The 20,916-nt window shown below is 60.8% G+C and carries 18 protein-coding genes; 7 read left to right on the top strand and 11 right to left on the bottom strand.

The features are described 5' to 3' along the window. Nucleotides 1-15: 15 nt before the first annotated feature. Both LC298_RS17770 and trxB read right to left on the bottom strand, forming a co-directional pair. Entirely contained in the window at nt 16-912 is an 897-nt protein-coding gene (locus LC298_RS17770; RefSeq protein ID WP_131571789.1) for a LysR family transcriptional regulator, read from the bottom strand. An 18-nt stretch (nt 913-930) separates the two neighbouring features. Further along, nucleotides 931-1,908: a thioredoxin-disulfide reductase gene (gene trxB, locus LC298_RS17775; protein ID WP_131571786.1), complete on the bottom strand. Its 978-nt coding sequence runs from the start codon at nt 1,906-1,908 to the stop codon at nt 931-933. A gap of 178 nt (nt 1,909-2,086) precedes the next feature. Between trxB and LC298_RS17780 the strand changes: the two genes are divergently transcribed. Beyond that, entirely contained in the window at nt 2,087-2,560 is a 474-nt protein-coding gene (locus LC298_RS17780) for an Lrp/AsnC family transcriptional regulator (protein WP_131571783.1), read from the top strand. A 66-nt stretch (nt 2,561-2,626) separates the two neighbouring features. On the opposite strand, the gene LC298_RS17785 is transcribed toward LC298_RS17780, so the two are convergent. Beyond that, the gene (locus LC298_RS17785) at nt 2,627-3,520 is read right to left on the bottom strand and encodes an FkbM family methyltransferase (protein WP_131571780.1); all 894 of its coding nucleotides are present in this window, start codon (nt 3,518-3,520) and stop codon (nt 2,627-2,629) included. A 227-nt stretch (nt 3,521-3,747) separates the two neighbouring features. Here LC298_RS17785 and LC298_RS17790 point away from each other — a divergent pair, with 227 nt between their 5' ends. Continuing rightward, a complete protein-coding gene (locus LC298_RS17790) occupies nt 3,748-4,581 on the top strand; it encodes a glycosyltransferase family 2 protein (protein ID WP_158284811.1) in 834 nt (277 codons plus the stop codon). Here the strand turns inward: LC298_RS17790 and LC298_RS17795 are convergent. From LC298_RS17795 to LC298_RS17825, 7 genes are all read right to left on the bottom strand, one after another. Then, nucleotides 4,578-5,303 (bottom strand): glycosyltransferase family 25 protein, encoded by a 726-nt coding sequence (locus LC298_RS17795; protein WP_131571775.1) that lies wholly within the window; start codon nt 5,301-5,303, stop codon nt 4,578-4,580. The genes LC298_RS17790 and LC298_RS17795 overlap by 4 nt on opposite strands. Beyond that, entirely contained in the window at nt 5,300-6,403 is a 1,104-nt protein-coding gene (locus LC298_RS17800; RefSeq protein WP_131571772.1) for a glycosyltransferase family 4 protein, read from the bottom strand. The genes LC298_RS17795 and LC298_RS17800 overlap by 4 nt, the downstream gene beginning before the upstream one ends. 35 nt (nt 6,404-6,438) lie before the next feature. After that, nucleotides 6,439-6,912, bottom strand: a complete 474-nt coding sequence (gene greA, locus LC298_RS17805) for a transcription elongation factor GreA (RefSeq protein ID WP_131571769.1) — start codon at nt 6,910-6,912, stop codon at nt 6,439-6,441. A gap of 192 nt (nt 6,913-7,104) precedes the next feature. Continuing rightward, nucleotides 7,105-8,343 (bottom strand): T6SS phospholipase effector Tle1-like catalytic domain-containing protein, encoded by a 1,239-nt coding sequence (locus LC298_RS17810; protein WP_131571764.1) that lies wholly within the window; start codon nt 8,341-8,343, stop codon nt 7,105-7,107. A 94-nt stretch (nt 8,344-8,437) separates the two neighbouring features. Then, on the bottom strand, nt 8,438-11,941 hold the full coding sequence (gene carB / locus LC298_RS17815; RefSeq protein ID WP_131571761.1) for a carbamoyl-phosphate synthase large subunit: 3,504 nt from the start codon (nt 11,939-11,941) through the stop codon (nt 8,438-8,440). A gap of 170 nt (nt 11,942-12,111) precedes the next feature. Continuing rightward, a complete protein-coding gene (locus LC298_RS17820; protein ID WP_131571758.1) occupies nt 12,112-12,486 on the bottom strand; it encodes a hypothetical protein in 375 nt (124 codons plus the stop codon). Between the two features lie 55 nt (nt 12,487-12,541). Further along, nucleotides 12,542-13,021 carry a cupin domain-containing protein gene (locus LC298_RS17825; protein WP_131571755.1) on the bottom strand — a complete coding sequence of 160 codons (480 nt, stop codon included), beginning with the start codon at nt 13,019-13,021 and terminating at the stop codon, nt 12,542-12,544. 99 nt (nt 13,022-13,120) lie between these two features. On the opposite strand from LC298_RS17825, the gene LC298_RS17830 reads away from it, so the two are divergent. After that, nucleotides 13,121-14,203: an AraC family transcriptional regulator gene (locus tag LC298_RS17830; protein WP_158284810.1), complete on the top strand. Its 1,083-nt coding sequence runs from the start codon at nt 13,121-13,123 to the stop codon at nt 14,201-14,203. 14 nt (nt 14,204-14,217) lie between these two features. On the opposite strand, the gene LC298_RS17835 is transcribed toward LC298_RS17830, so the two are convergent. Continuing rightward, the gene (locus LC298_RS17835) at nt 14,218-14,670 is read right to left on the bottom strand and encodes a PilZ domain-containing protein (protein ID WP_131571748.1); all 453 of its coding nucleotides are present in this window, start codon (nt 14,668-14,670) and stop codon (nt 14,218-14,220) included. Nucleotides 14,671-14,849: 179 nt separating this feature from the next. Between LC298_RS17835 and ypfJ the strand changes: the two genes are divergently transcribed. From ypfJ to LC298_RS17855, 4 genes are all read left to right on the top strand, one after another. Beyond that, the gene (gene ypfJ / locus LC298_RS17840; protein WP_131571745.1) at nt 14,850-15,785 is read left to right on the top strand and encodes a KPN_02809 family neutral zinc metallopeptidase; all 936 of its coding nucleotides are present in this window, start codon (nt 14,850-14,852) and stop codon (nt 15,783-15,785) included. 324 nt (nt 15,786-16,109) lie between these two features. Continuing rightward, nucleotides 16,110-18,038: a methyl-accepting chemotaxis protein gene (locus tag LC298_RS17845; RefSeq protein WP_131571740.1), complete on the top strand. Its 1,929-nt coding sequence runs from the start codon at nt 16,110-16,112 to the stop codon at nt 18,036-18,038. Beyond that, complete coding sequence (locus tag LC298_RS17850; RefSeq protein WP_131571737.1) at nt 18,038-18,508, top strand: chemotaxis protein CheW; 471 nt, start codon at nt 18,038-18,040, stop codon at nt 18,506-18,508. The genes LC298_RS17845 and LC298_RS17850 overlap by 1 nt, the downstream gene beginning before the upstream one ends. A gap of 405 nt (nt 18,509-18,913) precedes the next feature. Next, entirely contained in the window at nt 18,914-20,638 is a 1,725-nt protein-coding gene (locus tag LC298_RS17855; RefSeq protein WP_131571734.1) for a methyl-accepting chemotaxis protein, read from the top strand. The last annotated feature ends 278 nt before the right edge of the window (nt 20,639-20,916 follow it).

Below are 20,916 nucleotides of genomic sequence, written 5' to 3' on the forward strand. Positions count from 1 at the left end.
GGCCGAAAATCCCGCTCAGTATTCCCAGCCTCGAGCCTTGGTGATCAGGAAATCCCGGAACGCTTGGAGTTTGGCGCTCGATCGCATCGCCTCCGGATAGACGAAATAGGTGTCAAACGAGGGAAGTTCGACATTTGGCAACAACTGGACGAGGCCCGCATCGGGCTCGACCGCATAATCGGGAAGCATGGCGATGCCAGCGCCTCGTTGCACCGCACGCTTGATCGACATCACCGAATTGATCTCGAGTACCGGCACGCGCGGCTCCTCGCCGTCACGGCCCAGTGTGAGGAACTTGCGCATCTCCATGAGATATGCCGGAGCGGGCTCGCCGAAACTGACGATACGGTGCTTGTCGAGGTCTGCCAAGGTCTCTGGACGCCCGTGCTTGTTCATGTAGGCGGGTGAGGCAAAGACGTGAAAATGCACGGTGAACAGCTTGCGCTGGATCAGGTCCGGCTGCTGCGGCTGGCGCAAGCGGATCGCGCAGTCGGCCTGCCGCATGTTCAGATCGAGCTCCTCGTTCGACAGCATCAGATGCAACTGAACGTCCGGATAGAGCTCGAGAAAATCCTGGACCCGGTAGGTCAGCCAGCCCGAGCCGAGCCCGATCGTTGTCGTGACTCGCAACTGGCCGGACGGCCTTTCCGTGGAATCGGAGAGTTGCGCGCGCACCGTCTCCAGCTTGACGAATACGTCATTCGCCGTCCGGTAGAGCAGTTCACCCTGCTCGGTCAGGACCAGCCCGCGGGCATGGCGGTTGAACAGCGTGACGCCGACCTCATGCTCCAGCGCGGATACCTGCCGGCTCACGGCTGACTGCGACATGTGCAGCTTTTCGCCGGCATGGGTGAACGAGCCGACTTCCGCCGCCGCGTGAAAGACGCGCAACTTGTCCCAGTCCATCGGCATGGCGTCCCCCGTAAAGCCCTATTCTGCGGCTTCGAGTTGCACTTCCTGCGCGGCCAGCCATTTCTCCGCCTCGAGCGCGGCCATGCAGCCAAGTCCGGCCGCGGTTACGGCCTGTCTGTAGATATCGTCCGTCACATCACCGGCAGCGAACACGCCGGGCACGCTCGTGACAGTGGAATCGGGAGCGGTCCAGAGATAACCATTCGGCTTCTGCTTGAGCTTGCCCTCGAACAGCGAGACGGCAGGCGCGTGTCCGATCGCGATGAAGATTCCATCGACCGGCATTTCGGTCACTTCGCCCGTCTTGACGTTTTTCAGCCTTGCGCCGGTGACGGCCGCGGGAAGGGCAGGGTTGGTCTTCTCGCCCGTGATCTCGTCGAGCACGGTGTTCCAGATAATCTTGACGTTTTCCTTGGCGAACAGCCGCTCCTGGAGGATCTTCTCGGAGCGCAACTCATCACGGCGGTGAACCAGTGTCACGGATTTCGCAAGATTGGCGAGATAGAGCGCCTCCTCTACGGCGGTGTTTCCGCCGCCGACGACGATCACGTCCTTGTTGCGGTAGAAGAACCCGTCGCAGGTGGCGCACGCCGAGACGCCGTAGCCCATGTATTTCTGTTCGCTCTCGATACCCAGCCATTTCGCCTGCGCACCGGTCGCGATGACGAGGGCATCGGCGGTGTAAAGGGTCCCGCTGTCGCCAGTCGCCCGGAACGGGCGCGTGTCGAGATCGACTTCCGTTATGATGTCGTTGACGATTTCGGTGCCGACATTCTTCGCCTGTTCGAGCATCTGCTCCATCATCCACGGCCCCTGGACCGGCTCAGCGTAACCCGGATAATTCTCGACCTCCGTCGTTATCATCAACTGGCCGCCCTGCTCCAGACCCGCGACGAGCACCGGCTTCAGCATGGCGCGCGAGGCATAAATCGCAGCGGTATACCCGGCCGGACCCGAACCGATGATGAGAACAGGGCTGTGTTTGACTTCGCTCATGACGAACCTCTTTGGCGTGCGGACGCGGCCCGCAAGCTGAATGACCTCGGCGTTATGTAATGGCGAGGGGCACGGCGGTGCAAGTGCGCGGCCGGTCTGCGCACAGCCGAACCTCCGATCTGCGGCCCGTTCGCCCATTTTTGTTGCGGCTGTGAAATTCAGGCAATAGGTAGTTTGTATGACAGGCGCCCTCGACCTCGATTCGATAGACATGGCCATTTTGCGGGAATTGCAGAATGATGGGCGCATAACCAATGTGGAACTCGCAAGCCGCGTTGGCATTTCCGCGCCTCCCTGCCTCCGCCGCGTCCGGCGTCTGGAGGAAACCGGCGTCATCACCGGCTACCGCGCGATCCTCGACGGTCCGAAACTCGGGCAGGAAATCGAGGCGTTCTGCCTGATCGGCCTCCACCACCAGTCGGACAGCGACCTCAAGGCTTTCGCTACCCTGACACAAGGCTGGCCGCTGGTGCGCAAGGCCTGGATGGCCTCTGGAGACAGCGATTTTTTCCTTTACTGCGTCGCGCCGGACTTCAAGACTTTCCAGACCTTCGTTCTGGAGGAACTGACCGCCACCGAAAACGTAGATACCGTCCGCACCGCCCTGACTATCCGCAAGGTCAAGGACGAAGGAATGGTCGACCTGCACTGAAGCGGTGGACGGGCGCGGCCGGTCGAAACTCCGCCGATCTCTGCGCCGCCACTGGCTACTGTGTATTCACTGCCCGACCTGTCGGTCCGGTGGAACAAACAGGATATCTCGCTGAGACTTCAAGGTAGCGAGATCGCGCGTTCTCACCACGGTCTGCAACCGCTGCCCAGCGCGTTCGAACATCACGCAGGTCTCATAAAAGTCCCCAAGCATGTCCGCGAAGTCTCGTGTGCCCGCGGGACCGTAGAATTCCGGGGAGAATTCTACCATCATCGGAACCTGTCTACGCATAAGATTGATCATGCTCCGGCAGATTTGCGGTTCGTACCCTTCGGCATCGATCCATACGAGTGAAAGGTCCGCTTCGGAGATGCCAGCGCTTTTTAGGATGCCGGAAACTGGCTCCACCTGCACTGCGATGCTGTCGTCTGCCAAGGTCTCATTCAACAGGCTTGAATTGCCATGGTTTCCATCGATCCTGTTCAGATTCAGGACGCCTTTTTCGGTTCCGGCCGCGCAGGGAACGACCTTTACGATATCCGAAAGCCCGTTGTCCGAAACGTTTCGTCGAAGTAACTCCAGATTCCGCGGATCGGGCTCCACCGAAATGATGCGCTCAAACTGTTCCGACAAGCCGAAATAGACGGTATGTGTTCCGATATTTGCACCGATCTCCAAGAGGATGTTGCCTTTGGGAGAAATCAGGTTGCGCCGATTGAGAATATCCAGAAGGCTCGTGAGTTGGCCACGCTCAAACGCGTTGGTGGCGAAGACATGCCGGCCAATCATTTCATGCGGCGAAACGGTCATCTTGTGATCCCCGCAGTCAACAGTGACGGCCATCACGTTTGTGGGCATCATGTCGAGCAAAAACTTCCGGCCGCGCTTGCCAGAAGTCAGGGATTTCATTACTTGCTTCCGCGCTTGGCGAAAGCGTGTCTCGATATCGCGCAGTTTCATGGGAACCTCCGGCCAATGGCGATCGCCGCCGCCTCACGCCGTTCATCACGCCTGTTTGCCGCAGGGCGCAATTGAAGTAAAGGGCGACTTCCTCCCGAAGCAAAGTCCAAGGGGACGCGCAGATTGCAGGCTAGGTTCGCGAACGTTGCAAGTTCCAGCCTTCTGTCATTTCAGCAAATTTTGGTTAGCGCTACCGGCGCTGAAGAATGAAAGCGGATGCTCTCACGATGACCGACCCAGTCTTGAATATCTCTGCTTATGTGGTCTGCCGCGACGAAGAGAATATGATTGAGGCCTGCATACGCAGCCTCGAATTTTGCAACGAGATTGTGATTGTCGATTCTGGATCAACGGACAGGACGCTGAAGATCGTCACCGCGCTAAAGGCGGAAGGTTTTCCGATCCGGCTCTTCGAGCGGGAATGGCCGGGATACGCGCGTCAGAAGCAATTTGCCCTCGAGCAATGCACGAGTGAATGGTGCTTGTGTCTTGATGCCGACGAACGGGCTGACCGGGCTCTCGTAGAGGCGCTTCCAGCCCATCTTGCCCGAACGGATGTTAACGCATGGCGTATCCGATTCGTGCCGTACCTTTTCGGGTATGGTTACGCCCCGCCGGCGGTGCGGAATGATGCGATTCTTCGGCTCTCACGAAAGGGCAAGGCGGCCTACGACGTTACGCGTCTTGTGCACGAGGCCCTCCAAGTGCAAGGAGAGACAGGCACAATCGAACAGGGACGCCTCTTGCATCGGCGTGCGCTCACCGTTGGCGAGCAGATGAGAAAGGCGGTCAATTACTCTGAGCTCAAGGCACAACAGCTTTTCAATGCTCGGAAGGGCCCCCGTCGTTCACGCCTCCTACTCAACGGTTGGCTGTATTTTTTACGGCTATATTTCGGTAGGCGAATGTTTCTGTGCGGATGGGCTGGCTACATTCAGGCACGTACAGTTGCGGTTTATTCGTTCATGACTGAAGCAGCGCTGCTTCAAATGTATGCTGCGGAGCAGGATCGGTCAGAGCCGGATCCCGATGACGTGTTTCTGCATCCGGCGCGCAATTAAGGTCGCTCCCGCCGCGAACGCCGATTGATTGCAATTCGATAAAGGGGGCGCACAATTTCACGGCGGAGTTTGGCTGGCTTCCCCCGCCCGTGTTGAACGGTGGTTCCACCGAGCGTTTCAGACACGTCGCGAACCGGCGACGGATGCACGGTCAACATCCGGACGCCCGTGATCCACGTCATCTGCAGCAGGGTATCGACGGGCCGGTCGAAGACCTCGGTGGCCGCGAGGAGCTTCCGGGCGGCCTCGCGCGTCACGAGTTGTGCCAGCATGCCAAGGCCCACGGTCTTCGGGACAAACACGTGACAGGCGGTGTCCTGAAGGAGAGGTCGCCGGACTCGTTCCCTGTTATCTTTCGCGAAGCGAACGAAATCGCCGGGCTGCACCACGGACAAGGCATGTTCGTATATCTCTTTGAATCCCGGCGCGAACTCCACATCGTCCTCGATGATCAGGCCGGCATCCAACCCCTTGTCGACGATCGCCTGCCACGCCTTGCGGTGGCTGAGGAAACAGGCGATCTCCGCCTTGCTGCATTCGAAGGGATAGCGCGGCTTGTGGAGCTGTCGCGTATAGCCACCGAGATGCTCCGCCGGGATCGTTCGCGCATCCATCGCGTCGAGAACTTCGCCCGGAACCGGAGCCTCCGCGAGAATACGGTCCACCTGCGCGCGTCTGTCGCGCGCACGCTCCAGATGGATGACCAGAGCGCGAATGTTCATGGCGCATTGCCGGCGCGCGTTTCGGCCGGCGGGGAGACGGCGTCATAGACTGCCCTCAGTTCTGCCACTTCGCGTGCGACGGAGAAATGCGCCGCAACATGTGCCAGCGCGGCCGAACTCATGGCCGCGCGCATGCCGTCATCTTTCATCAACCGGCTTGCGGCCTCTTGCATCGTTGACGGTTCTAGGTCCGGCAGCACAATGCCGGTCTTGCCTTCGATGATCAGTTCCGGGAATGCCCCGACATTGGTTGCGATCACAGGCACGCCTGAGGCCATGGCTTCCAGCGGAGTGAGCCCGAAACCTTCCCATCGTTGCGGCGCGATGAACAGATCGAGCGCCTGGTACCAGCGCTCGATATCGGTGTGCTCGCCAACGAACAGGATACGGTCAGACAATCCCTCGCCCTCGATGCGTGCCCGAAGCTCGGCCGCGTAACCGGTGTGCTTTTCGGTGGTGCGGCCTGCAACGATGGCGATCCAGTCCGGGTTGGCGCGCAGCGGCTCCACCAAGGCTGAGACGAACAGGTCGGTTCCCTTCTGGCGGCGCACCCGGCCGAAGCAGCCGACGATTTTCCTGTTCGGATCGAGACCGACTGCCCGCTTGGCCGCGAATTTTTCGCCGGGCGGTCTGAAACGGGCAAGGTCGATACCGTGCAGGATGACCGTGGACGGCCGCTCCAGATATCCGGCGGTTTTCCGCGAAGTGGAGACGACATAGTCCATCCTGCTGATTAGCCAGCGGCTGAACGGCTGGTGATGGCGCTGCGAAGCCGATGTGAAGACCAGCTTCAAAGGCATGCGCAAAACGTCCCGCAGAACGAGACCTCCAACCATTTCAGTGTTGCGGCGGGCGTGCCAGACGCGTTGCGCCCGTGCTTGCGGCGGCCGCCGGAGCCGCCACAGGTCACGGTAGCGCAATTTCGGCAGATGGCGGGGAAGCCCCGGTCCCAACGCGGCGATTTCCAGCCCGTCGGCGCGCTGCGCCGGCACGAGCTGCACAATCGTGGTTGTCACGCCCGAAAGGCGCCTTTTGAAATTCGGTGCTATGACCTCTATTCGCCGCGCGTCAACCGTCTCGTGAGTGCTCTGATGCGCCATCGATCCGGTTCACCTCGAATGGCTATGAACCGCCGTCAGATGTATTTGACGCTGACGATCTCGTATCCGTGCGCGCCGCCGGGCGCCTGAACCTCGATCGAATCGCCTTCCTCCTTGCCGATCAGCGCGCGCGCGATCGGGGAGGAGATTGAGATACGGCCGGCCTTAACGTCGGCCTCCTGGTCGCCTACGATCTGATAGATCTTTTCCTGATCGGTGTCTTCGTCGGCGAGCGTTACGGTGGCACCGAACTTCACGTTCGTGCCGGACAGTTTGGAGATGTCGATCACCTCCGCGCGGCTGATGAGGTCTTCCAGCTCGCCGATGCGGCCTTCATTGTGCGACTGCGCCTCCTTTGCGGCGTGATACTCCGCATTTTCCGAAAGGTCGCCATGAGAGCGCGCTTCCGAGATCGCCTCGATAATGCGCGGACGTTCCTCCTGCTGGCGCCAGCGCAATTCTTCCTTCAGCTGCGCATATCCGTTTGCGGTCATCGGCGCTGTATCCATCTGGCCTGTCCTCTTCTTGTTCGGGCCGGTCTCACTTCTTTAATGCGGGGCGACTAGAGGCTGCACAAAAGAAAACGGTCCCCGGAGCGAAAGCTCAGGAACCGCATATTCAGTTCGTGTCGACTATAGGCTGTTTCAAGACCCTTGCAAAGGGGAGAGCGACCCGCCGCAACCTTTTGACGACCGGACCAGTCAACGCGCGGTCTTTGACTCTTCGTGGCGCGCAGCATTCTGCGGCAGATTTTCCGGCCTGTAGGAGTCGTCCCTTTCCATGCGCTTGAACACCGATTCGTGGATTGTCGCGTCATCGGCGATCAGACGCAGGTCGAAAAACGGTATATAGATGCCCTTCTTGCCCCTTCTGCGAAACGACGTCGCCGGAATGCGCCGCGGCACGAACTCGACCAGTGGCCAGGCGCCGATCATGGACTCGTTGAGGTTCTGATAAACGCCGGGTCTGACATATTTGGGGAATTTCGGATTTTCGCCAAGCACGATCTTCCTGACCGTCGGCTCATAGAAGTTGAGACCAAGCGCCTCGATCTCGCGAATCATCCATATCAGGGGAAGCTTCGCTTGGGCGCTTTCCTTTTCCGGGTATCCGCCGCCGACATCGCCATGCACGCCGGAAAACCAAACTTCCTTGAAATCCTGCGGCTCCGGATCGCGCTTCTTGAAGGGCGGTCCGCTGAAATACCCGCCGGGCTCCCACAGCACCGGGTTGAACATCGTGCGCCGCTCGTCGATCGCGACCGCGTGCCGCACCACTCTGACGCTCGGATTCTTCTTTGTGAAAGGATGGGTCCGCAAATGCGGGAACCAGCGCCCCATCTCGATCACTGACGCAACGGTGTCGAACAAGCCGAGCGCCTCGATGTCGGGCCGGTGCGGGTCAAGCGTGCGTTCGTAGAGTCGCATCGTACGGAAGGCGGTGCCGGAATCCCTACTATCGTCCTCGTCGCTGTCCGGCGGGATGTCTTGGTCGCTTATTCCCTTGTAGGTCCGGTATGCGTAATCGAGCAGATTGAGATTTTCCCGTTTCATGACGCCGAAGGCATGGATGAAACCGGCGAGCACGCGTGCGGTGTAGGCGCCGCGGCTGAAACCGAGAATATATATGGCGTCTGCCGGGACGGCGGGCCGCTTTGCGGTCTTTGCGCGCCCTGGATCGAAATTCTCGACGAGAAAGCGATAGGCTTCCTTGACGTTCTGATCGAGGCCCCAGCCGGTTGCCAGGCCCCAGATCTCCTTGGCCTTGCGCGTCCAGCTTAGCCAGTCATTCGCACCGCCGAAGGTACCGACGCCCGGATCGTAAAATACGAGTTGGTTGGCATTCTTTCGCAGGCATCCGTAGAGGCGCAGTATATTCGTCCGGTCTCTTGCGATTTCGTTCGATGTTCCATCGCACAGGATCACGATATTCTTCGGCATGGCTGCCTCCTGCCCTTGCGAAAGGATAGATGAGGGCTCGGCCGATGAAAACAGTGCCGCACTGAAGAATTATTCGCGTGAAGCGATTATTTTATCAGTGGAAATAACTCTGAAGCGGTCTGACCTGCAGCTCGTCCTTGCCCATGGCACGGATCGCCTTGGCGCATGCGAGGGACCCTGCCATCGTCGTCACATAGGGCACCTTGTTCATCAGCGCGGCGCGACGCAGCGGTTTGGAGTCCGACAACGCCTTTTTGCCCTCGGTCGTGTTGATGACGAGTTGCACCTGCCGGTTCCGGATCGCGTCCTCGATATGCGGGCGGCCTTCCAGCACCTTGTTGATTTTCACCGCAGAAACGCCGTTCTCCGCGAGAAAACGCTGGGTGCCGCCGGTGGCGACGATGGAAAAGCCGAGTTCGCCGAACAACTTTGCGGTTTCCAGCACGCGCGCCTTGTCGCTGTCCTTGACCGAGATGAACACCGTGCCCGATTTGGGCAGGTCGACGCCCGCGCCGAGCTGCGCCTTGCCGTAGGCCACCGCGAAATCGTGGTTGAGGCCCATGACCTCGCCGGTAGAGCGCATTTCCGGCCCGAGCAGCGTGTCGACGCCGGGGAACTTGGAGAACGGGAACACGGCTTCCTTGACCGCGATATGATCGAGACCGGAGATGTCGCGCTTTTCGCCGTAATTCGAAATCGCCGGGTCGAGCTTCTCGCCGGCCATGATCCGGGCCGCAATCTTCGCGATCGGAAGTCCGATGGTCTTCGCGACGAAGGGTACCGTGCGCGAGGCTCGCGGATTGACCTCCAGAACGAAGACCTCCCCGTCCTTGATGGCGTACTGCACATTCATCAGGCCGCCGACATTCAGCGCCTTGGCCAGCGCGACCGTCTGGCGCTCGAGTTCCTCGACGATGCCGGTGCCGAGGGAGTAGACGGGCAGCGAACAGGCGCTGTCGCCGGAATGGATGCCGGCTTCCTCGATATGTTCCATCACGCCGGAAACGAACACGTTCTCGCCATCGCACAGGCAGTCGACATCGACCTCCGTCGCATCGGTCAGATAGGTGTCGAACAGCAGCGGATTGGAGCCGAGCAGCGTGTTGATCTGGCCGGTCTTGTCGTTCGGATAGCGCGCCTTGATGTCTTCCGGGATCAGTTCGGGCACGGTGCCGAGCAGATAGGAATCGAGCGCTTGGTTGTCGCGGATGATCTGCATCGCGCGCCCGCCGAGCACGTAGGACGGGCGCACGACAAGCGGGTAGCCGAGCGAGGCGGCCACCATCCGCGACTGCTCGACCGAATAGGCGATTCCGTTCTTCGGCTGCATCAGGTCGAGCCTCGTCAGGAGCTTCTGGAAACGGTCACGGTCCTCCGCAAGGTCGATCATGTCGGGAGACGTCCCGAGAATCGGGATTCCGGCCTTCTCCAAGGCATTCGCAAGCTTGAGCGGCGTCTGCCCGCCGAACTGGACGATAACCCCCAGAAGTTCGCCCTTTTCCTGCTCCAGGCGCAGGATCTCCAGCACATCCTCGGCGGTCAGCGGCTCGAAATACAGCCGGTCGGACGTGTCGTAGTCCGTCGAGACCGTTTCCGGGTTGCAGTTGATCATGATCGCTTCGAACCCGGCATCGCGCAGCGAAAAGGCGGCGTGACAGCAGCAATAGTCGAACTCGATGCCCTGGCCGATGCGGTTGGGGCCGCCGCCGAGGATGACGACCTTCTTCCGGTCCGAGATTCCGGCCTCGTTGGCCGGTGTGCCTGCGAACGGCGTCTCGTAGGTTGAATACATGTAGGCCGTCGGCGATGCGAATTCCGCGGCGCAGGTGTCGATCCGCTTGAAGACCGGGCGTACTCCAAGCCCATGACGCGCCTGGGCGACATCCTTTTCCGCCTTTCCGGAAAGGGTTGCCAGCCGCTGGTCCGAGAACCCCATGGCCTTGAGCATGCGCAGGTTGTCGGCATCGACCGGCAGGCCATGCTCGCGGATGCGCGCTTCCATGTCGATGATCGTCTTGATCTGGTCGAGGAACCACGGGTCGATCCGGCAGCCGGCGTGTACCTCGTCGATGGTGAAGCCGAGCCGGAAGGCCTGCGCCACCATGCGTAGCCGGTCGGGCGTGGGCGTGCCGATCGCCGCGCGGATCGCGTTCTTGTCGTCGCCCTCGTCGAGTCCGGGGATCTCGATCTCGTCGAGGCCGGTCAGGCCGGTTTCCAGGCCGCGAAGGGCCTTCTGGAAGGACTCCGCGAATGTGCGGCCGATCGCCATGACTTCGCCGACCGATTTCATCGCCGTGGTCAGCACTGGTGCTGCGCCGGGAAACTTCTCGAAGGCAAAGCGCGGGATCTTGGTCACGACATAGTCGATCGACGGTTCGAACGAGGCCGGCGTCGCGCCGCCTGTGATGTCGTTGTCGAGTTCGTCGAGCGTGTATCCGACCGCGAGCTTGGCCGCGATCTTGGCGATCGGGAAGCCGGTAGCCTTCGAAGCGAGCGCCGACGAGCGCGAGACACGCGGGTTCATCTCGATGACGACGAGACGCCCGGTCTCGGGGTTGACGGCGAACTGCACGTTCGATCCGCCGGTCTCGACCCCGATCTCGCGCAGCACCGCGATCGAGGCGTTGCGCATGATCTGGTATTCCTTGTCGGTCAGCGTCAGCGCAGGGGCAACGGTGATCGAATCGCCCGTGTGCACGCCCATCGGATCGACGTTCTCGATTGAGCAGATGATGATGCAGTTGTCCGCCTTGTCGCGGACCACCTCCATCTCGTACTCTTTCCAGCCCAGCACGCTCTCGTCTATGAGGACTTCAGTGGTCGGCGACGCGTCCAGCCCACTCTCGACGATCTCGAAGAATTCCGAGCGATTGTAGGCGATGCCGCCGCCTGTGCCGCCAAGCGTGAACGACGGACGGATGATCGCCGGCAGGCCGACTTCCTCGAGCGCTTGGGCGGCGAGCCCCATGGCATGCGTCATGTAGCGCTGCTTGCGCTCGGAGGTCTCGTCGCGCCACTGCTGCTCGAGCGCGTCGAGGGCGGCATCCAGCGCCTTGCCGGAGTGTTCGGCCTTCAGGGCCGCGCGCTGTGCCTCGTGCGCCTTTCGGTCGGCGTCCTTGATGTCCGATGCGTTGACGAGAACCGAGCGCGGGCTTTCGAGGCCGATCCGGTCCATCGCCTCACGGAACAGCTTGCGGTCTTCCGCCTTGTCGATTGCCTCCGGCTTGGCGCCGATCATCTCGACGTCGTATTTTTCGAGCACGCCCATCTGCTGGAGCGACAGCGCGGTATTGAGCGCAGTCTGCCCGCCCATGGTCGGCAGCAGCACCATCTTTTCGTCTGGCCGCTCGTTGCGTTCGCGCGCGATGATGCGCGCCACCACTTCCGGGGTGATCGGCTCGATATAGGTGGCGTCGGCAAGTTCCGGATCGGTCATGATCGTCGCCGGGTTCGAGTTGACCAGCACGATGCGGTAACCCTCTTCCTTCAACGCCTTGCAGGCTTGCGTACCTGAATAATCGAACTCGCACGCCTGTCCGATGATGATCGGCCCCGCGCCGATGATGAGGACGGTGTCGATGTCGGAGCGTTTCGGCATGGGAGTTCCGTTTCGCGCGCCTGCAAAAAAACCCGACGGCGATGCCGAGCGGGCTGATCTGCGGGCTGTTTCGATTTCGAGCGCTTATAGGGGAACGTGCGGGGCGGGAAAACCCCGAAAATTCGAAAGTCACAGGCAGGGACGCAGCCGCCTAAGACGGCTGTCATCTCTTAGGCCCGCATGAGCAGGGCCCGGCCGCTTACGACAGCGAGACCCAGGCCGAGAACGATGTCGGTGGTCACGCCGACGAAATGCGCGGGCCGGATTTCCGGCGCCGGTCCCAGCGCACTGCTGAACACCAGCAAGGGAAATCCGGCGACGGAAACGCCAAGCACCACAGTCCCGAAATAGGCAGTGCGCATATCCCGGCTGACCAGTAGGAAGAGCATCAACGCCCAACTCATGTTCACGACCGGAAACGGCAGCAGGGTAATCGGGGGCGCCATCGTGACCTGCAGCCCGGTTGCCAGCATTAGGCCGATTGACATGCCGACCGTGCCGAGAAGGAGCCCGAGAACTAGGGTTTTCGCATTGTCGTGTGTCATTTGCCATTCCTCCCGCGCGGCGCCGTCGGCCGCGCGGACTGATCTCCACAACCCTTTAGTTGGAAGCGCTCGCTGACCGCGGATCGTCCTTCGGATCAAGATATGTGATCCCGAACGGGCCATCCGCGTGAAGCTGGATCACAGCGCCGTTTTCGGTCCACGCGAAATGCGCGGTTTCGGCGGGAATTTTGACGAACGAACCCGTCACGAGCTCGATGCTTGCGCCCCGGTCGAGAACGTCGCCGAGACCGTAGTTGAAGTCGCCCTCGAGCACGGTGACGTGCTCAACCTTCGAATGACGGTGAGCGGGAATGGCGTAGCCTTCCGGAAAGCGTAGGCGCAATACGAACGGCCCTTCCTTTCCCGGATTTCCGGACAGCACAGTCACCTCCGCGCCACCCGGCAGCGTCTTCGGTCCGGTCGACCAGTTCAGATCGCCCGGAGAGAGCATTAGCGCGTCGCTTGCGCTCACACTGCTTGGGAACGCTGCAAACAGGGCCAACGAGGCGGTTGTCAGAAATGCACGGATTTTCATCGGTGAGCCTCCTCTTCGCTTGGCGCGAACGATGGTTCGCACTGGCGGGAATCCTAGACACGGTGATTTTGTGGGTCCATGATCGCGCCGCCGAAGTTCATGACAGAACGTCCGGAACTGGTTGTCGCCGCGCCGAGAGTGCGCTCGGGCGAGAGCAGGAAGGGCGAGCGCGGGATGGAAACAGACGTCTTATCCGAGGTTTTGCGCGCGGTCAGGCTAAAGGGGACCGTTTTCTTTGACGTTCGTGCCACCTCCCCTTGGGCAGCCGAGGCACCTGCGGCGAAGGCGATTGCGCGCGTGGTAATGCCGAACTGTGAGCACGTTATCGGGTACCACATAGTCGCGGCCGGCGCCTGCTGGGCGAAAATTCGGGGATTAGACAGCGATGCCGTTCGGCTTTCACGTGGCGACCTCATCGCATTTCCGCACGGCAACGGGCACAGATTGGCCAGCACCCTTGAGGAAGGCGCTCCGGATTTCAGCGTGAAGCAGCTGCCCACGGGAGGGCGTGCGCTCCCACTTGTCGTGGACTCCGGCGGCGGCGGACCGGAGAAAGCCCGCTTGTTCTGCGGATTTTTCGGCTGCGACAACCGCCCCTTCAATCCGCTTATCGAGGCCTTGCCGCCGATCATTCATGTCAGGGCCGATGAATGCAGAAATCAGCCGGCGATCCGGGGCCTTATGAATTATGTGCTGACCGAAGCGGCGTCCCGGGGCCCCGGGAGCGATACCGTGCTGAGCAAGACTAGTGAACTCCTCTTTATAGAAATTGTGCGCGCCTATGTGGCTAGGTTGCCTCCAGATGGAACCGGCTGGTTTGCCGGATTGCGCGATCCCCATGTCGGACGGACCCTCACTCTGATGCACCGGAAGCCGTCGAAGGCGTGGACGATGAACCAATTAGCCAAGGAGGCAGGGCTTTCCCGCACGATGCTGGCAGAGCGGTTCAGGAATTTTGTCGGCGTTTCGCCGATGTCGTATCTGCGGCAATGGCGCATGCAGAGTGCTTCCGCGCAATTGCTGGGGGGTGGCTCGACCTTGGGAGCCATTGCCGCGGCGGCCGGTTACAGTTCGGAAGCGGCGTTCAGCCGGGCTTTCAAGAAGACCGTCGGCGTCGCTCCGGCGCACTGGAAGCGGGTCAAGCAGGACGGACCCTCGGCGCAGCTCGCTGCCGGCGGCTGACGGAAACACTGAACCTAGCTTCGCCGTCCGAAGGTGGGCTTGCGGCGGGAGGGTGGCGCCGAAGGTGCTTCCGCCGCCCGTTGTCCGCCGTCATCGCGTGGCGCCGGGCGTGCCCGTTCGCTCTCATCATCCGCGCGCGTCGGAGCGACAATCTGGCGGCGGTGCATATTGGAACGCTCTGGGGCGGAAATGAATTCGACCCCGCAATAGGGTCCGGCATTTCTGACTCGCCGGCATTTCACCTTGATGCCGTCGAGGGGCACGTGGAGCATGAACTCGTCCGGGACCAGCGACATGTCGTCGAAATGCAGCATCGCGCCCTTTTCGCTCATGTTGCGGACGCGGCAGGGGACCGCGCTGAACTGCTCGTTGAACGAGGCAAACGCTTCCTTCAGGACCCGCCGGCGCGGGCTTGTGCGTTTGTCCTCCGGATCCGGGGATGTCGTGTTGTCTTGGCTCGATGTCATGTTTTTGGTGCCTGATCTTGCGGCAATGGTTGCAAGGTGGGGTTATCAGCGGATTAATGGCGGCGGTACGATTGGAGCGATCGGCAATTGGCTCCCAAAACAGTCCGTAGACGCTGAACCATTCGTTACGAACTGCGTTCATGTCTTAGGTGATCGCACGAACTTTGGAGAGGACGCCAATGCGTTGGAGAGGCAGGCGCCAGAGCGGAAACATCCAGGACATGCGTGGCAGGGGCAGCGGTCGCTCCATTCCGATCGGCTTTCCCCGTTCGCCCAGGGTTCGTATCCCCTCCACCGGACGGATGATCCGCACCGGGGGCGGCAGTCTGTCCGGGATCGTCATGATGGTGGTTCTGTTTTTCGTTCTCAAAGCCTGCGGCATCGACCCGTTGCTGCTTCTTGATCAGGCCGGCGGCGGAGCGTCCTATGATCGGATCGCCCCGCAAACGCAGCGCGCCCCGGCCGGACCCGTTCGAAACGACGAGACGACCCAGTTCGTTGCAACGGTCCTCGCCGAGACCGAGGATGTCTGGGATGGTGTCTTTCAGGCCAACGGGAAGAATTACCCCAAGCCGACTCTGGTGCTGTTCGAGGATCAGGTGCGTTCGGCTTGCGGTTTCGCCAGCGCAGCCACCGGGCCGTTCTACTGTCCCGGGGATCGCAGGGTATACATCGATCTCGGCTTTTTCGACCAGTTGGCGCGCCGGTTCGAGGCTTCGGGCGATTTCGCGCAGGCTTATGTGCTTGCTCACGAGGTCGGTCATCATGTTCAGAATGTCATCGGCGTCCTGCCCGAGTTCAACCGCATGCGCGGGCGCATGAGCCAGGCGGAGGAAAATGCGATGTCGGTGCGCGTCGAGTTGCAAGCGGATTGCTTCGCCGGCGTCTGGGGGCATTTCACGGCGCAAAAGGGCTTGCTGGAAGCCGGCGACCTGCAGGAAGCGCTCAACGCGGCCACGCAGATCGGCGATGACGCCATCCAGCGCCGGACACAAGGCTATGTCGTCCCCGAGAGTTTCAACCACGGAACGTCGGAACAGCGTCGAACATGGTTCACCAGGGGTTTCGAGTCCGGGCGGCTCGAGGATTGCGACACGTTCAACAATCCGGTGTGAGTCACGGCAACCTCGCGACTGCTTTGATTCGTAAGCTCCACCGCTAAACTTTCTTCGGCCATCATTTCGCGGACTTTTGTTCACGCTTTCGTGATCGTGTCTGCGGCGGCTGTGGTCAGCCTTTCCAGTTTATTAATCTTCTTTGGACATTTTTTACCCACGGGACGGTTCGGGCGATGATCGCCTCGCGCAATCTTGGCGCGCCCCGCGTGTTCACCAAAAGTGGAATCAGTTCGAAAATCGAGACGTTTTAACGCTCTCCGTTGCGACTACGCAGGACGGGCGAGGCCGGTTCCGTTGCCAAGATTCACGAGGAAGTTCGAAATGAAACTGAGTAAATTCAAGATAGGCGCAAAGTTCGCCGTTACATTTGCCCTGCTGATTGGGATGTTCCTGGCGATTGCCGGAACGGCATTCATGAGCTTGAGGACGATCGAGGAAGCCGACGGCTGGAACGTCCACACCTACAACGTTCTCGGTCATTCCGACACATTGATAGCGTCCGTCGTGAATCAGGAAACCGGCGTTCGCGGATACCTCGTCTCCGGAGACGAAAATTTCCTTGAGCCGTATATCGCCGGCAAGGCTGATTTTCAAAAGGCTCTGAAAACACTTCTGGAAATAACTTCAGACAACCCCGCCCAACAGGCGCGGCTGCAAAAGGTTGGCCAGCTTGAAAACGACTGGCGCACAGAGATCGCCGAGCGCGAAATCGCGCTGATGAAGAATCCGGCCACTGTCGAGCAGGCTCGCGAAATCGAAGCTTCCGGCGCCGGCAAGGGTCTGATGGACGCGCTTCGCGCGGCCCACGCCGAGTTCGATACGGCCGAAAGCTCACTTCTCGTTTCGCGAACTGCCACCAAGGATAATGCCAGCGCGTTTGCGGAATGGGCGATTGTTCTCGGATCGCTGTTTATCGTCGCAATTGCATCCGTACTCGGTTTCGTCCTGACCCGCCATGTCGGTTCGGCCGTTTCGTCGCTGACGGAGGTCATGCGCAAGCTGGCGGCCGGCGACAACAGCGTCGACGTTCCGTTTGAGGGGCGCGGCGACGAAATCGGCGAGATGGCCCAGTCGGTGCTGGTGTTCAAGAACGCCGCGATCGAAAAGGACCGCATGGAGCGCGAGGCGGACGAGAACCGCAACCTGACCGAAAAGGAGCGCGCCGAGCGCGAGGCCGCCAAGGCCGCCGAAGCCGCAACTCTCAACGAGGCGATCGAAGCGCTGGCCGGCGGACTGCAGCAATTGTCCGAAGGTAATCTGACCGCGCGTATCGACAAGCCGTTCACGGAAAGCCTGGACCGCCTGCGCGTCGACTTCAACGAGTCGGTCGAGAAACTGGCCGAAACGCTGTCCGAGGTGAAGGTCAACATCGACACGATCCACGCCAATGCCGGCGAGATGCGCACGGCAGTGGAAAGCCTGTCGAGCCGCACCGAGCAGCAGGCCGCGGCGCTGGAGGAAACCTCGGCTTCGCTGGAGGAGATCACCTCCACCGTCAAGAGCTCGTCCGAACGCGCCCAGGAGGCCACCACCAAGGCGGCGGAAGCGAAATCGGCCAGCGACTCCTCGACCAAGGTCGTCTCCGACGCCGTCGAGGCGATGGGCCGGATCGAGAACGCGTCCGGAGAGATCGCCAAGATCATCGGCGTGATCGACGAGATCGCCTTCCAGACCAACCTTCTGGCGCTCAATGCCGGCGTCGAGGCGGCACGGGCCGGGGAAGCCGGCAAGGGCTTTGCGGTCGTCGCCCAGGAAGTGCGTGAACTGGCGCAGCGCTCGGCCTCGGCGGCCAAGGAGATCAAGGATCTGATCGGCAAGTCGACCGACGAGGTGGAGAGCGGCGTTGAACTGGTCAAGGCGACCGGCGAGGCGCTGACGAAGATCGCCGAGCAGGTGACCGACATCAGCGACCACATCGCGTCGATCGCCACGGCGGCGCGCGAGCAGTCGACCGGCCTGCAGGAAGTCAATGCCGCCGTCGGCCAGATGGACCAGGTGACCCAGCAGAACGCGGCGATGGTGGAGGAAACCACCGCCGTCACGCACCGCCTCGCAAGCGATGCCGACGGGCTCACAGCCCTGGTCGGCCGCTTCACGATGGCTGGAGGGAAAGCGTCCGCCTCGCGGCCGGCCGCGGCCAACGACGAGAATGACGCTCCGGTCAAGTCCCCGGCGAAATCCATGATGAGCAAGGTCAAGCGGGCATTCTCTGGCAACGCGGCGGTCGCCGAGGAGTGGGAGGACTTCTGATGGCTGAGGATCAGGACACTGCACGGGAGCGGTTCATCGAGATCATCTCGTTCCATCTTGGCGATCAGGTCTACTGCGTCGACATCATGGCCGTCCGGGAGATCAGGGGATGGGTGCCTTGCACCAGCATGCCGCATTCCCCCCCGCACGTACTCGGCGTGATCAATCTGCGCGGACTCGTGATCCCGGTCATCGACGTGGCCGTTCGGATTGGCCTTCCACCGGCCAATCCGTCCGAGCGCAGCGCGATCATCGTCATCGATCAGGGCGAGAAGCTGGTCGGATTGCTGGTGGAGGCGGTGTCGGACATGATCACCATCAAGGGATCGGACCTGCAGCCTGTTCCCGACGTGCTCCCGGAATCGCAGCGGGCGCTTGCCAAGGCGATCGTCGCGCTTGAGGAACAGATGATCTGTTTCCTCGATCCCGAACCGCTCGTTGGCGCCACGTTGGAAGAGTTAGCCGCATGACCCGTCCGGTCGGCTAACACCCCCGCGAGCCACCGGGCCTGCTTCCGGTGCGCTCCTCGGGCACCCGGGCGGATCTCCCGATCCGGCCCGGGTTTTTTATGCAGCCCCGGGGCAGAAATACTACCCCGTTAAAAATAGCCCCCGATTGTGACCTCTGAATTCTGGTCGATTGAGGGGAAATTCAGCATTTATTAATTCCGTCACGTAACAACTCGGGACATTACGGGCGGTACGTTACCTGTGGCATGAAGCCCACGTCCGTTTTGTTGGTTGCCCAACATGTCGCATAAAAAAAACCTTCGGCAGTGACGAACTCGCTCCCGGATCGGTCTGCTTTGGGGAGAAATCAAAGTGCTCAGTGACCTTCTTGCGAAGAGTGGAGACTCTGCATCGGTGCTTGCTGCGATGAATCGGTCGCTTGCGATCATCGAGTTTGACTTGTCAGGAAACATCTTGAACGCGAATGAAAATTTCTGTGCGGCGATGGGTTACGACCGCAACGAAATTGTCGGCAAGCACCATTCGATGTTTGTCGATCCCGAATACGCCAAAAGCAGCGAATACAGGGAATTTTGGGAGGGTTTTCGCCGCGGCGAATTCGACGCGCGCGAATACAGGCGCTTCGCCAAGGGCGGCAGGGAGATCTGGATCCAGGCCAGCTACAATCCGATCGCCGGTCGCAACGGCAAGCCCTACAAGGTTGTAAAATTTGCGACCGACATCACCGAAGCCAAGCTGAAAGCTGCGGAAGACGAAGGGAAGATCGCGGCTGTTTCGCGCTCCCAGGCGGTGATCGAATTCGACACGAAAGGCAACATCCTCGACGCCAACGAGAATTTCTGTGCCGCGATGGGTTATGAGCTGTCAGAGATCAAGGGCAAGCACCATTCGATGTTTGTCGCTCCTTCCTATAGCCGCAGCGAGGAATACAAGGCCTTTTGGGAGAAGCTGCGCAACGGAGAATTCGAAGCGGCCGAGTTCCAGCGTTTCGGAAAGGGAGGCAGGGAAGTCTGGATCCAGGCAACTTACAACCCGATCTTCGATATGAACGGCAAGATCATGAAGATCGTCAAGTTTGCCACCGATATCACGGGCCGGATTCACGCCGTCAAGGAGATCGGTGACGCGCTGCAGCGCCTGGCCAAGGGCAACCTCGAGCGGTCGATCGAAGAGCCCTTCATTGCCTCGCTTGAGCAACTGCGTACCGATTTCAACCATTCCATCAAGCAACTGCGCGGTGCCCTCCGGCAGGTCGGTACCAACGCCGCGGCAATTGACAGTGGCGCCGCGGAGATCCGTTCCGCAACTGATGATCTGTCGCGGCGCACCGAACAGCAGGCGGCTTCCGTTGAGGAGACTGCAGCAGCTGTCGAGGAGGTGACGGCGTCGGTCAAGGAAACGGCCGCGAGCGCCGACGAAGCCGGTTCGCTGGTTGCCAAAACGCGCACATCCGCCGAGCGCTCGGGGGAGGTCGTCCGGGAAGCCGTCGCTGCAATGGGAGCGATTGAGGAATCGTCCAAGAAGATTGGCAATATCATCGGCATGATTGATGAAATCGCCTTCCAGACAAACCTGCTGGCGCTCAATGCCGGCGTTGAGGCAGCCCGCGCCGGGGAGGCCGGCAAGGGCTTTGCCGTCGTCGCCCAGGAAGTGCGTGAACTGGCCCAGCGCTCGGCTAATGCGGCCAAGGAGATCAAGTCCCTGATCGACGCCTCAGCCGAGCAGGTAAAGAACGGCGCTGAACTTGTCGGCGAGACGGGAAGAACTCTGGAAGGGATCGTCGCCGAGGTGCAGCAGGTGAGCACCAACGTCACATCAATTGTCGAGGCCGTTAAGGAACAGTCGACCACCTTGCAGGAGGTCAATCAGGCGATTTCCGAGATCGACAAGGGCACGCAGCAGAACGCGGCAATGGTGGAGGAATCGACCGCCGCAGGCCACAGCCTGGCTGGCGAGGCGGACGCTCTGAACCGGCTTCTGCGGCGGTTCAAGCTCGGCGCCGCGGAGGCGGCCCCGGAAGAAAGAACCGCGACCGCCGCCGAAAGCCGCGGCGCGGTTCACCAAGCGGCCAAGCTTCCGCCTGTCAGCGGCAATAACGCGCTGAAGCCGGACGAGTGGGAAGAGTTCTGACCGCGCCCGACACGGTATTCGGCAACGCATGGCCGGGGATCCTCTGATCTCCGGCTTTTTTTGTGCCGGATTGCTCGGATTTGGCACCCGCGCTCGCCGACCGTGGGTAACGAAACCTTAATGGAAGCGGGCAAATACTGGCCCACCGAACCTTTCGGTTTCCTTTGGGACATGACGTCCGCGTAGACAGCGGCGATGACGTGCCGGTCGGGAACATCCAGACATTTTGGGAAATCCGGCGATGAGCGCAAAGAACACGCTCACGCGACAGCGAGTGA

The sequence above is a fragment of the Oricola cellulosilytica genome, assembly GCF_019966575.1.
In the GTDB taxonomy this organism is placed as follows: Bacteria; Pseudomonadota; Alphaproteobacteria; order Rhizobiales; family Rhizobiaceae; genus Oricola; species Oricola cellulosilytica.